Origin of the sequence: Acinetobacter sp. ANC 4779, assembly GCF_004331055.1 — a bacterium.
Classification (GTDB): Bacteria; Pseudomonadota; Gammaproteobacteria; order Pseudomonadales; family Moraxellaceae; genus Acinetobacter.
Window position 1 is genome coordinate 252919 of sequence record NZ_SJNU01000001.1, and the last position, 13400, is coordinate 266318.

At 43.1% G+C, this 13400-nt stretch carries 8 protein-coding genes and 2 tRNA genes; 4 read left to right on the forward strand and 6 right to left on the reverse strand.

All coding sequences use genetic code 11. The features are described from left to right. Positions 1 to 68: 68 nt before the first annotated feature. The 3 genes from E0H80_RS01225 (at position 69) to E0H80_RS01235 (ending at position 1256) form a co-directional block, all read left to right on the forward strand. Positions 69 to 965, forward strand: a complete 897-nt coding sequence (locus tag E0H80_RS01225; RefSeq protein ID WP_131362433.1) for a hypothetical protein — start codon at positions 69 to 71, stop codon at positions 963 to 965. 127 nt (positions 966 to 1092) lie between these two features. Further along, positions 1093 to 1168: transfer RNA gene (locus tag E0H80_RS01230), tRNA-Glu, on the forward strand. A gap of 12 nt (positions 1169 to 1180) precedes the next feature. Further along, a tRNA-Glu gene (locus E0H80_RS01235) sits at positions 1181 to 1256 on the forward strand. Positions 1257 to 1531: 275 nt separating this feature from the next. Here E0H80_RS01235 and E0H80_RS01240 read toward each other — a convergent pair. From E0H80_RS01240 to E0H80_RS01265, 6 genes are all read right to left on the reverse strand, one after another. Further along, entirely contained in the window at positions 1532 to 2776 is a 1245-nt protein-coding gene (locus E0H80_RS01240) for an NADH:flavin oxidoreductase/NADH oxidase family protein (RefSeq protein ID WP_131362435.1), read from the reverse strand. Between the two features lie 101 nt (positions 2777 to 2877). Then, complete coding sequence (locus E0H80_RS01245; RefSeq protein WP_131362976.1) at positions 2878 to 4467, reverse strand: ABC transporter ATP-binding protein; 1590 nt, start codon at positions 4465 to 4467, stop codon at positions 2878 to 2880. After that, entirely contained in the window at positions 4442 to 5455 is a 1014-nt protein-coding gene (locus E0H80_RS01250; protein WP_131362437.1) for an ABC transporter permease, read from the reverse strand. The genes E0H80_RS01245 and E0H80_RS01250 overlap by 26 nt, the downstream gene beginning before the upstream one ends. After that, entirely contained in the window at positions 5455 to 6519 is a 1065-nt protein-coding gene (locus tag E0H80_RS01255; protein ID WP_131362439.1) for a microcin C ABC transporter permease YejB, read from the reverse strand. Before E0H80_RS01255 ends, E0H80_RS01250 begins: the two co-directional genes overlap by 1 nt. Positions 6520 to 6552: 33 nt before the next feature. Further along, a complete protein-coding gene (locus E0H80_RS01260; protein ID WP_131362441.1) occupies positions 6553 to 8391 on the reverse strand; it encodes an extracellular solute-binding protein in 1839 nt (612 codons plus the stop codon). A gap of 29 nt (positions 8392 to 8420) precedes the next feature. Next, positions 8421 to 11684: a lytic transglycosylase gene (locus E0H80_RS01265; protein ID WP_131362443.1), complete on the reverse strand. Its 3264-nt coding sequence runs from the start codon at positions 11682 to 11684 to the stop codon at positions 8421 to 8423. Between the two features lie 218 nt (positions 11685 to 11902). On the opposite strand from E0H80_RS01265, the gene dnaQ reads away from it, so the two are divergent. Continuing rightward, positions 11903 to 13315 (forward strand): DNA polymerase III subunit epsilon, encoded by a 1413-nt coding sequence (gene dnaQ / locus E0H80_RS01270; protein WP_131362445.1) that lies wholly within the window; start codon positions 11903 to 11905, stop codon positions 13313 to 13315. Positions 13316 to 13400: the final 85 nt, after the last annotated feature.

The following is a 13400-nucleotide window of genomic DNA, read 5'->3' on the forward strand; positions in this document are numbered from 1 at the left end:
AAAAGAGTGGTCAAATACCACTCTTTTTTTTAAGCTGACAATGCCCTCTATAAAAAATCTGATCCGGTATGAAAATCATTTTTATTCACGGTATGAATCAACAAGCTTATGATGCAAATTCATTAAAACAACATTGGTTAACTGCCTTTCAGTCAGGTTTAAGTAATTTACACCTTGATATTGACCTAAATTCCCTGGATATTAGCTTGCCCTTTTATGGTGATTTACTCAGCAAGCATCATTTATACAACAGCTTGGATTTACAAACATTTTTACCAAAATCAATTGCACATCTGCATCTTCCCTTTCACTTAGTAGGTCACAACACCTGTATTGATCAAGAAAATAAACCTTGCATCACTTCCTTACCCACCTTCAATCCAAATCACTCTGAAACGCTTACCCAGCGTTTATCCGTCATTTCTGCACTGACCAAAGATCATGCGTTCAGGGAATTATCCATGTTCCTTAATCATTATCCAAAATTGCACGAAACCGTGATTCATAAATTTTTAATTGAAACCTATTTGTACTTATCCAATCCCGACTTCATGCAGGAGGTGCACCGAAGAATCATGTGTCATATCATCCCCGATGAAGACCATCTTATTGTGGCGCATTCATTAGGATCGGTGATTACCTACAACCTGCTGCATCAATTTACAAATTTTAGAATTCAACGCTTTATTACACTCGGTTCCCCTCTGGCGTTTAAAGTCATTCAAGCCAAACTTCCTTTACCTATTTGTAGACCCCCACAACTTCACGGAGACTGGTTCAATTTTTATTCACTTAATGATTTTTTAACTGCATTTCCACTCTCTGAAGCACCGTTTAATTTTGAACCGCCGATTATTAATCAGGCAATTGTAACCCTGATTAATAATCCACACAGTATTATGGGCTATTTAGAACACCCTGCTGTCATCAAAAGCATCATGGATACCTTAAAGTGTAAAAAATAGGGTATTTCAAAGTATATTTCACATATTTGTTTTATTTTTATTCAGTTGATTGAGTTTTTAAAGATTATCGCTGAAAAAGGTTTGACAGCTTTTAATATCCACCCTATTATACGCCCACCTCTGAAACGTCCCCATCGTCTAGAGGCCTAGGACATCGCCCTTTCACGGCGGTAACCGGGGTTCGAATCCCCGTGGGGACGCCAATTTATATAGATGACCCTATCGTCTAGAGGCCTAGGACATCGCCCTTTCACGGCGGTAACCGGGGTTCGAATCCCCGTAGGGTCGCCATATTCGAGATTGAAAAATCTCACAAAAAAGCCTGAGCATCATGACTCAGGCTTTTTTGTTTTTAAATATTGTTAAATCCAAAATTGCTTTCTGTTGTGTACTTTCAATATCGAAAAAATCTAACCATTTTTTCTTATATGTTTTCTAAATTCCAGAAAAAAATCAGGTTCTTTTTAGACATCACATAAAAGCAGACTCATCTTTCCACTTTCAGCAGCGAAAACACATCAGTCTGCTTTTATGTTTTAATTTTCATATTTTACAAGGTAATCCGTTTAAGCACTACGTCGTGAATTAATCTGCCCTTTTATAATTGCAGTGATATTGCCTTTGGCATATTTAAAGAAAACTTTCAGTGGCGAGAGTTTTGGATTCGGACGTTTGCCACGTGCGATCTCTTTAAACTGTGCGGCATACCAGATAATTTCCATAATCGCCATTTTGTCGACCATCGGAATACCGGTTCTAATTTTATCCACCGCATAACGAACATCCTGCCCAGCAATCAGACGATCGGTTAAATCTGGTTCCACCGCCAATGGACGGGCAATTCCAATAAATTCACATGCACCACTGTCCAGTGCAGCATTCATCCCTGCTACCGTACGGAAGCCACCTGTCACCATTAAATGACATTTGACTTGCTGACGAATGTTCTCGGCAAAATCGAGGAAATAGGCTTCACGGGCAATGGTACTGACTTTACGTTTATCTGCTTTAGCACCAGCCATTGCCGGTGCTTCATAAGTTCCGCCAGAAATCTCGATCAGATCGATTCCTGCTGTATCAATCGCCTTAAAAACTGTAATGACTTCATCTTCGGTAATTCCGCCACGCTGGAAATCTGCCGAATTTAATTTCACTGAAATGATGAATTGATCCGAAGTGACTGCACGTACTGCTTTATAAATTTCCAGCAAGAAACGCATGCGATTTTCTATCGAGCCACCCCATTGATCCTGACGTTTATTGGTCAAGGGTGACAAGAACTGACTGATTAGATAACCATGTGCGCCATGCAGCTGCACGCCTTCAAAACCGGCTTTTTCACAAATTTGAGCAGAGGCGGCAAAACGCTGAATAATGTCGATAATTTCATCTTCACGTAATTCACGCGGAGTACCAAACGTGGTCGCAAGCATCGGGCTAAAAGGTACAGCCGATGGCGCAACAGTTTCCTTGTTTAAGCCTTTGGGACACTGACGGCCTGGATGGGACAATTGAATCAGTTGCACCATGCCGTGTTGTTTACCCACCTGCGCCCACTGCTGCAGCTCCGCCAAATCGCGTTCCGATTCTATTACAACCACACCCGGTTCGTTTTTGGCGCGGAAGTCCACCATCACATTACCGGTAACTGCACAACCCAGACCACCTTTTGCCCAGGCTTCATACAAACCCAAATGCAACTGACCCGGCTGACCTGCATCATTTGCCAAGGCTTCACTCATCGCAGCTTTGATAATTCTATTTTTAAAGGTGATCTTTCCAATGGTGATCGCTTCAGCAAGATGGCTCATATTTCAATCCTGATTTATTTGTATTTTATTTAGAGTTAATACCCTAACCTTATTCTGCAATCCGTCAATGGCTATTCTGACAATATGACGTGTCAGTAATTTTAAACATACTGACTAGCTTGAATCAGTTGCCGGGTATATTCAGTTTGTGGATTTAAAAACAATTGTTCCGTGCTTTGAAATTCCATCACTTGAGCATTGCGCAGCACCAAAACTTTTTGACACAGGGCTTTGACCACCTGTAAATCATGACTGATAAATAAATAACTGATTTGGTGCGCTTGCTGTAAACGTCTGAGCAATTTCACTATGGCACGCTGTGTAGTTCGATCCAGTGCCGATGTAGGTTCATCCAGAATAAGCAGTTTAGGACGGAGAACCAGTGCACGTGCCAATGCCACACGCTGACGCTGCCCGCCTGACAACTCATGCGGATAACGCGTTCTAAAACTAATGGACAATTCCACTTTTTCCAAAGCTTCATCAATCCGCTTCGATATCTCAATCGCTGACAGTTTTTTTAAAGCTAAACCTTCGCCAATGGTTTGCTCGACATTCAGCCGTGGATTTAAACTGCTAAACGGATCCTGAAATACAATCTGGAATTCGGCACGTAAGGGTCGTAACTGCTTTTCATTACACTGGTTTAAATCTGTGCCAAGCAGCACAATTTCACCGTCACTTTTAATTAAACGGGTAATGGCCAAAGCCAGTGAACTTTTACCTGAACCACTTTCACCGACAATGCCAATTGATTCCCCTTGCGCCAACGCCAAATCTAAAGGCTCTACTGCCACAAAGTAGTCTTTGACCCGATTCAAAAACCCCTGCTTAATGGGAAACTTTACCGCAACATTGCGTAAAGCCAACAAATTTTGACCATCTGCAACTTGAATGGCTTCGCCAAAATCATGATTCAGTAAATCCCGGGTATAGGCTTGTTTCGGATGATTGAAGATTTCCGCAACGCTGCCCTGTTCTTCAACCAGACCTTTATTCATCACAATCACCTGATCGGCATAACGATGCACCAGATTTAAATCATGGCTGATCAGAATCATCGCCATATTTCGGCTTTGCTGTAATGATTTAAGCAGATGTAAAATTTGCGCCTGTAAAGTGACATCCAAAGCAGTGGTTGGCTCATCTGCAATCAAAACTTCCGGATCTAAAGCCAAAGCCATAGCGATCATTACCCGTTGCCGCTGTCCACCAGACAGTTCATGCGGATAACGGCGCAATTTATCTTCAGGCTCGTTAATCCCGACATCATTCAGCAATTCAATAATGCGCGCCTGAGTCTTTTGCTTTGACCAGCCTTGCAGCAATAAAGTTTCGCCAATGATTTTTTCCACCCGATGTAACGGATTTAAAGCCGTCATCGGCTCCTGAAAAATCATGGCAATTTTATGGCCACGAACCTGTCTGAGCTGTTCAGTTTTAAGGGTCAGCAAATCCTGTTTTCCCAACCTAGCCTGACCTTTTATTTTTAAAGTGCTGGGTAATAAGCCAAGTAAAGCCAGACTACTAATCGATTTGCCTGAACCACTTTCACCGACAATGGCAATGGTTTCACCTGCATGCAGCTGAAAATTCAGGTCATCCACCAAAACATGCTGTTGATGCTGAATATTGAGATGCTCTACGCTTAATAGCGCTTGTAGATTATTGGCGTCTTGGATCGAATGCATCACGTGTCGCCTCCCCGATATAAATCAATAAAGATAGGACAATTGCCAAAGTGAAGAAGCCCGAAAGCGCGAGCCACGGTGCATTCAAATTGGATTTGCCTTGTAATAATAATTCACCCAGTGAAGCAGCATCGGGTGGCAAACCGTAACCTAAAAAATCCAAGGCTGTGAGAGCAGTAATATTGGCCGTCAACATAAAAGGTAACTGCGACAGACTGGAACTCATGGCATTGGGCAAGATATGACGCAGCATAATGGTTCGGTCTTCCACACCCAGACTGCGTGCGGCACGGACATAATCCAGATTGCGTGCCTTTAAAAACTCAGCACGAACCAGACCCACCAAAGTCGTCCAGCCGAACAGCAACATAATCAGAAACAGCCAGTAGACGTTCGGGGTAAACATGCTGACCAGAATCATCACCATGAATAACATGGGCAGACCACCCCATACTTCCAGAATGCGCTGACCCAGCAGATCCACCCATCCACCGTAGTAGCCCTGAATGGCCCCGACAGCGATTCCAAGAAGTGCTGAAGCAATGGTTAAAGCAAAACCAAACAATAGCGATACGCGCAAACCATAAAGAATACGCGCCAGTACATCCCGTCCCTGGTCATCAGTGCCTAACCAGTTTTGTGAAGTCGGTGCAGAAGGTACCGGAACTGCCAGTTCCAGATTAGGCGTTTGATAGGAATATTTGATCAGCGGCCAGACTGCCCAGCCTTTATCGTTGATGAGTTGCTGTACCACCGGGTCTTTATAGTCAGCTTCAGTTTCGAAGACACCGCCAAAAGCCGTTTCCGGATAGGATTTTAAAACCGGTATATACAGTGAATGATCGTATTGCACTAACAACGGTTTATCGTTGGCAATTAATTCAGCAGCCAGCGACAACACAAAAATGACAGTGAAAACAATTAAACAGGCAAAACCAAGTTTATTTTCCTGAAAACGTTTTAAGCGTGCATGCATCAAAGGTGACATTATTCAGCACCTCGCGAATCAAAATTAATACGCGGATCAATCACCTGATACAGTACATCGCTGATTAAACGCAGAATCAAACCCATTAAGGTAAACAGGAATAAGGTGCCAAAAATCACCGGATAATCACGCTGTTGAATGGCTTCAAAACCCAACAATCCCAAGCCATCCAGATTAAAAATAATTTCAATAAACAGGTTGCCGACAAAGAAAATTCCAATCAGGGCTTCCGGTAAACCGGCGATCACAATCAGCATCGCATTACGGAAAACATGATCGTATAGCACCCGCGATTCATTTAAGCCTTTAGAACGTGCCGCCAGAACATACTGTTTGTTCAACTCTTCCATAAACGAATATTTGGTTAAATAGGTTAGGCTGGCAAAACCACCAATCACCATCGCCAGCAAAGGCAAAGTCATATGCCAGAAATAATCTTTAATTTTCCCCAATACGCTCAATTCACTAAAATTTTCTGAAACCAGTCCCTGTAGTGGAAACCACTGAAAATAGGAACCGCCCGCAAAAAATACAATCAGCAAAACTGCAAAGACAAAAGACGGTACCGCATAACCGATCGCCAATAGCATGGAGGTGGATTTATCAAAAAACATGCCATGCTGACGCGCTTTTTTAATGCCTAAAGGAATAGAGACCAGATAAATCAGCAAAGTGCTCCATAGCCCTAATGACAAGGAGACCGGCATTTTTTCCCAGAGCAGTTGGGTCACAGGCTTGTCTTTAAAAAAACTGGTGCCAAAATCGAAAGTCACATAACTTTTCAGCATCATCCAGAAGCGTTCAGGTGCAGGCTGATCAAAACCATATTGCGCTTTAATCTTCTCGACCATTTCTTCGCTCAAACCTTTTGCACCCTGATAATTGCTTTTGGCTGATGCGGTTTCACCCCCCGTTGCGCCCAAGCCTTGAAAAGCTTCTGCCTGTTGAATAGCTTGCTCGACTGGCCCCCCGGGTGCAATTTGAATCACCACAAAGTTAATCAATAAAATGAAAAACAGTGTCGGAATAATCAGCAGCAGTCTTTTTAGTATGTATATGCCCATCGAAACGACGTTCCTTGTGCCTGTGCTATTTGCTTATTGTTGACCTAAATACTGGGTGACTTTTTTGGCTTCTGTTGCATCACTCCACCAATAGTCAATTCCTGTTGAAAGCTTGGGTTTTACCTTAGGCTGATGATACATGTTCCAGTAGGCAAACCAGTTTTCACCTTTACCATAGGTCGGAATTTGATAATATCCGGCACGTAATAAACGATCCAGCACCTGGGTTCTAATGACCAGTTCCTTACGATCAGGCGCACGGATGATCTGCTGGATCACCGCATCAATCACCGGATTTTTGATGCCGGCATAATTATAATTTCCCGGCTGATCTGCCGATGCACTGCCCCAGAACTGTGCCTGTTCATTCCCTGGGTTTAAAGACTGCGGCATCACACTGGTGGTCATGTCAAAGTCCTTGCTACGCATACGTTCAATGTACTGCGGCACGTCGACATGACGAATGGCAACATCGACACCCAAACGTTTCATATTGCGGACAAACGGCATGAGCGTACGTTGTAAACCATCTTGATGAATTAAAAACTCAATCCGAATCGGCTTACCTTTGCTATCGAGCAAACGACCGTTCTTAAAGCCATAACCTGCTTTTAATAAAAGTTGGCGTGCAATTAGCAGATTACTACGATTAAAACCACTGGCATCGGAGACGGGATATTTCCAATCCTTTAGCACGCCCTGGCGTTGAATCGGATTGAGTTTGGCTAAATATGGTTTTAAAACTGCCAGTTCTGCAGGACTTGGAACACCTTTGGCTTCAAGCTCACTATTGGCAAAATAACTCTGTAAACGCTGATATTGACCATAGAACAGCGCCTTGTTTTGCCACTCAAAATCATAGGCATAGGTGATCGCCTGACGAAATTTGATGTCTTGAAAAGGTGTGCGGCGGGTATTAAACACAAAACTTTGCGTTGGAATCGGGTTTTTATGCTGGAATTTGTATTTCACCACCATGCCGGTTTTTACCGCCGGAAAATGATATTCCGTGACCCATTTACGCGCAGTAAACTCTTCATGCAGGGTATATTGACCCGACTTAAAACCCTCAAAAGCAATATCCAGACTGCGGTAATAAACATACTTCAAACGATCAAAGTTATAACGCCCTTTATTGACCGGTAAATCTTTCGCCCAATAATTCGGGTTACGTTTGTAGGTAATACTGCGACCAGCATCAATTCGATCAATCAGATACGGTCCTGAACCCAAAATCGACTGCATGGTGACCCGGGTGAAATCTCTGTTCTGCCAATCCTGTTTAGAATAAATCGGCAGTTGCGATAAAATCAGCGGCATCTCAGCATTATTGTCAGACTTAAAACTCATCTTTACCGCATATTTGGACAATACTTCGGTTTTATCCAAATCAGTCAGATACATTTGCAAACCCGGATTAGACTTGGTCTGATACGCATCGAAACTAAATTTCACATCTTGGGCCGTTACCGAACTGCCATCACTAAAGCGTGCTTTGGGGTTTAAATGAAAAATGACATATTGGGTTTTATCCGGATCAAAGGTGACTTTCTCCGCCAGCAATGGATACATCACCCCAGGCTCATCCAGTGAACTCGACATCAGCGAGTCAAACAGACGATCAACACCCTCTGTTGAACTGCCTTTGCCATTCATACTATTCAGGTTATCAAATGTGCCATTGCTTGCTGTACTTAAATAACCGCCTTTAGGGGCATTGGCATTTGCATAAGGCATGACCGACAAGCCTGCATATTTCGGCTGGCTATGGATTGCGATATAAGGCGTGGTCTGTACTACAGCCCACAGCCCTTGCGTCACAAGACTCACCCCACAGGCAAAACCAAAACGTTTTGCGAAAGCAAATGACATCTAAAATGACTCCCTGTCTTTGCGTATAATTATAAGTTTGGCACTTTAATGACATCCCCAATACGCAATTGAGTATTCGGTTGAATCGCGTTCATTTCAGCCAGTTTGCTGCTCTCCAAACCATAACGGTTGGCTAGACCAATCAAGGTATCACCGCGTTTGACTTTATAGTCAATCACTGTTTTAGGAACCATGATCTGTTGACCGACACGTAAACCTGCTCGTGCATTCAGCTCATTTAACACTGCTAATTCAGCAACCGATATTCCTGCCCGACTGGCAATCGCATTTAAAGACTCGCCTGGTTTTACAGTATAAGCATCAGCATTTTTTGATGATTTGGCGGCTTTTAGAGTGGGTGATTCATTTTTTTCTTCAAGCTTCGGAAGCTCCCCTTCAAATTTCAAACGTTGCCCACTACGTACAGTTGAAGTTCGGGTTAAACCATTTAATGCAGATAAATAATCCAGCTGTAAATGATATTTTTTGGCAATACTGCTCAGTGTTTCGCCTGCTTTTACCGTATGCATATCTGGCTGTTTTTCAAAGCTCACTTTTTCATTTTTTGCTTCAACTTTGTCTTGAACAGCTTCTTCGCCACTCAGTTTTAAGCGCTGTCCAACACGCAAGCCTGTATTACGGTTAATGCCATTAATATTGGCAATATAATCCATGCCTAAATTATATTTCGCTGAAATAGCCGACAAACTATCACCCGACTGCACGGTATAACTTTCAGGAACATTTGAACCTGCAGGAATTTTAAGGGTCTGACCAACTTGTAAACCACTGCTATTGGATAATTTATTAAGTTGGGCCAGTTCAGTTAAAGAAATTTTCGACTGCGCTGCAATACTGGATAAAGTATCACCCCGTTGTACGCGATAGCTTTCAGTCTTATACGAAGATTGTACAGCAGCCGTTTCTACTTTAACTGGTGTAGCTTTTTCTTCCTGCTTCGTTTCTGCCTTGGTTTCGGCTTCATTTAATGGCACATTAATTTTTTGCCCCACCATTAAGCTGCTGCCCGCAGTTAACCCTGAAGTTAAATCTGCCAGCTCTTGATTAGACAAGGCATAACGCTCTGCAATCAGCTTTAAATATTCACCACGTTTAACCACATAGGACTTGGTTTTCACTTTGGCAGTGGATTTTGCGTTACCGATCTTAGTTTCAGCAATATCGGAATTACTTGCAGCAGTTTCCTTTAACGACAATTTTTGCCCAACCCTCAAACCACTATTGACGGATAAATTATTGTAATCCGCAAGCTGTTTAAGCGACAGGCCAAATTGGCTAGCCACTGCAATCAAACTATCATTGGCTTGGACGACATACGTTTCAGGCTGTGTTTTTGCCTTAGTTGTCGCAGTCGTTTCTGTGCTTTGCGGTTTAGCATCGTATAAATAAATACTGGTTCCCACATATAGCGCTGAGCCAGGATCAATCTGGTTCCACTTTGCCACATCACGCCAGTTCAAACCATTTTTCATCGCAATAACAGTTAAAGTGTCTCCCGGAAGAACGGTATAAGTACTGCGTTTTCCTTTCGGCGCTGTAACCACAACTTCTGAATCAGTCTTAACGTAGTTTTTGCCTTGGTTACGTCTTGCTTCGTCAGAATCAGCTTTGGTATTTTCCGCTACCCCTTTAGGATAAGAAAAACCTTTAGTCAACTCTTTACCTTGTTGCTCTGCCACAGACTGACTGGTTTGAATCGCAGTGAGTTTAATTTTACCGTCAAAAGGATCGGTAATTTCTGTGCCTTGCGGTGCAAGAGCTTTCAGCTCTGCCACCACTTTGTCTTGTTCAGCTTTGCTGGCGACCGGTTGTAGCACCTGCTCGACAGTTTTATTTTCACCTTCAGCTCTGACTGCAGCCAAAATTTGCTCACGCTCAACCGAAGATAAAGGCGGCTCAACTATTACAGGCTTAACATTTGCGACTTGAGTTACCGCAACTGGAATACGTGGCGCACTTGGAATATCGCTATTCGATGCAAACGATGCCAACGCTGCTGAACCTTGCGGTGTAGATGTACGCGAATTGGAGGCTTGGGTCGTCGTTACCGGATTGGCAGGTTTAACTGCTGCTGTTGTTTGAGAATTTTTTGTCGTCGTTGTGGTCAATACTGGCGGAGCTGTTCTTACCGGATTAATCACTTGAGTATTTAATTGAGGCGGATTCGATTTTTCTGGCGTGAAAGGTTGTGCAGTACTTGTCCATAAACCACCTGAATTTGGTGATAGTTTTTTAATTCGAGCATCAATGGAAGGACTTAAATCCGCAGGGATAATGATTTTCATTGGACTTTCGCTATCAATACGATCGCCACGATGTCCTGGATTTAATTGATATAGCTCAGCGCGACTTAAGCCGGTAATCGAAGCAATTTCATTTAAACTCACCGGTCCAACGGACACTTCTCTAAAATGCGGACGGTTGGCAATTGGAGGTAAAGACACTCCATATGCACCCGGATTTTTAATAATTTGTGCCACCGCCAAAAAACGCGGCACATAGTTCATGGTTTCTTGTGGCAGTTTCAGTGACCAGTAATCTGTCGGCAAACCTGCCGCTTTGTTACGGTTAATCGCTTGCTGGATACGCCCCGGACCTGCATTGTAGGCGGCCAAAGCCAGTTCCCACGAACCGAACTGGTTGTATAAACCACCTAAAAATTCATAGGCTGCACGCGTCGATTCGACCACATCACGGCGACCATCATATAGGCTGGTTTGTTTTAAACCATAAATACGACCAGTACTTGGAATAAATTGCCACATCCCGGCTGCTGCTGCACTACTGGTGGCTGCAGGGTCATAGGAACTTTCAATAATGGGCAATAAAGCCAGTTCAGTCGGCAAGCCACGACGCTCTGCCTCTTTCACCGTATGGTAAAGATAACGTGAAGCACGTGCACTCAAACGGTCTAAATACGGTTGACGCGAAATAAACCAGCCGCGCTGCGCCTCGATACGAGAGTCCCCATGGGTTTGATCCATTTTAAAACCTACGGTCATGCGTTTCCAAACGTCACCGTGTTTTAAAATAAGCAAACGATCTCCCTCTACCGCACGCATATCTGTGGCAGAAAGTAAATCTTCCAAGGAGTCCAAACTATTGGCGTCCAGATAGCCAGAACCCACCAGTTTCGATTTTGATCCTTGCGTTGCACTTTGGCTTGAGGAACAGCCAGTCAGACCTAGCGCAGCTAAAGCTGAACCCAATATGGTAATTTTAAAAAAGTTGGGTAATAAAGGCTGCCACAAAATCGCGGTTGGTTTATACATAAAGAAATCCAGACAACTCGTATAAAATTTATTTTTTAGATATGCCATTGTAGTGAAGCATGCCTTAGACACAAGGCAATAATTTAGCGCGATTTCACTATAAATGTTACAAGAAATTAAAAAATAAGCATGTTATACGGTTCAAAAGTGCAATTGCGTTATACAATATACTATTGACGCTGTTCAATTTGACTTTCACTCGTTCGGATTTGGTTTATATGACTCAAACAATCACACTCTATGTCGATGGCGCTTGCCGCGGCAATCCAGGTTTAGGCGGTTGGGGTGCATATGTCATTACTGAAACTGAAGAACATAAACTGTTTGGCGGTGTACCGCAAACGACCAATAACCGCATGGAACTCACTGCAGCCATTGAAGGAATTAAGTTCTGCCCAACAGATGCCAAACTGATTATCTGGACAGATTCCAACTATGTGAAACAAGGCATTACCGAGTGGATTCATGGCTGGAAAAAGAAAAACTGGAAGGATGTTAAAAATCCTGATTTGTGGAAATTGCTTGATGCCACCTGCCAAGGTCGTGACATTGAATGGAACTGGATTAAAGGTCATGCTGGACATCCGGGCAATGAAATGGCAGATCAACTTGCTAATCAAGGGGCCGATCAAACCTTAAAAGCCATGAAAAACTCCACATTAGAAATACAACAACCCTTAGCAGAAGCCGCGGTTGTAGATAAAAAAAAACTGGAAAAAGACTGGCTGCTAGATGATCCTTTTGGTTTCGATTTCATCGAATCCGATGTTCAGGATGATCTGGAAGCTTTAGAAAATCTAGAACAAGAATTGATTCAGTCTGAAGGCATGAATGACGAAGCTGAAGTACAAAATGAAGTTATAGAAAGTGTTGCGCCCGACCTATCCAATATAGAACATCCACATATTGTGATTACGCCACGCACCAAACAGGTTCATGGTCCGCGCCAACTGATTCTGGATACGGAAACCACCGGTTTCTATTTTCAGGACACTGACCGGATTATTGAAGTCGGTGCCATTGAAATGGTGAATCGCAAACTGACCGGCAGCTCCATTCACATTTATATCAATCCGAAAAAACCGGTCGGTGATTCTGAAAATATTCATGGTATTTCAGATGCCTTCTTACAAGACAAACCTGTCTACGCGGAAATTGCTGATGTACTTTTTGAGTATTTAAAAGGCGCAGAAATTATTGCGCATAACGCCAGCTTCGACATGAACTTCCTCGATATGGAGTTCAAACGTGCGGGCTTTGTGGCTTTGTCGGAAGTGTGTAAGGTTACCGATACCTTGGCCATGGCGAAAAGCAAACATCCCGGGCAGAAAAACTCCCTTAATGCTTTGGTTCGCCGTTACGAAATCCCACAACGAGACCGTACTTTCCATGGTGCCTTACTCGATGCTGAAATCTTATCCGATGTCTATTTAGCCATGACTGGTGGTCAAGTCTCCTTCGATATGGATACCTTGACCGCGAGTGAGCAACAAGAGGCACAGACTGCGCGCCTAAGTGTACAAGTAGAACTCCCTGTCATCTTGCCTTCAGAACAGGAACTTGAAGCACATGAGACATGGGTCAAAGAATTTGAAGAAAAACATGGTACAGCTTGTCTTTTTACAAAATAAAATCTAATTTCTAGTGGTTTTTTGTATTTAAACGTTTAACAGTTAAGTTATAGTTGAATGTAAAGAAGTTTCGCCCTTAACAGGC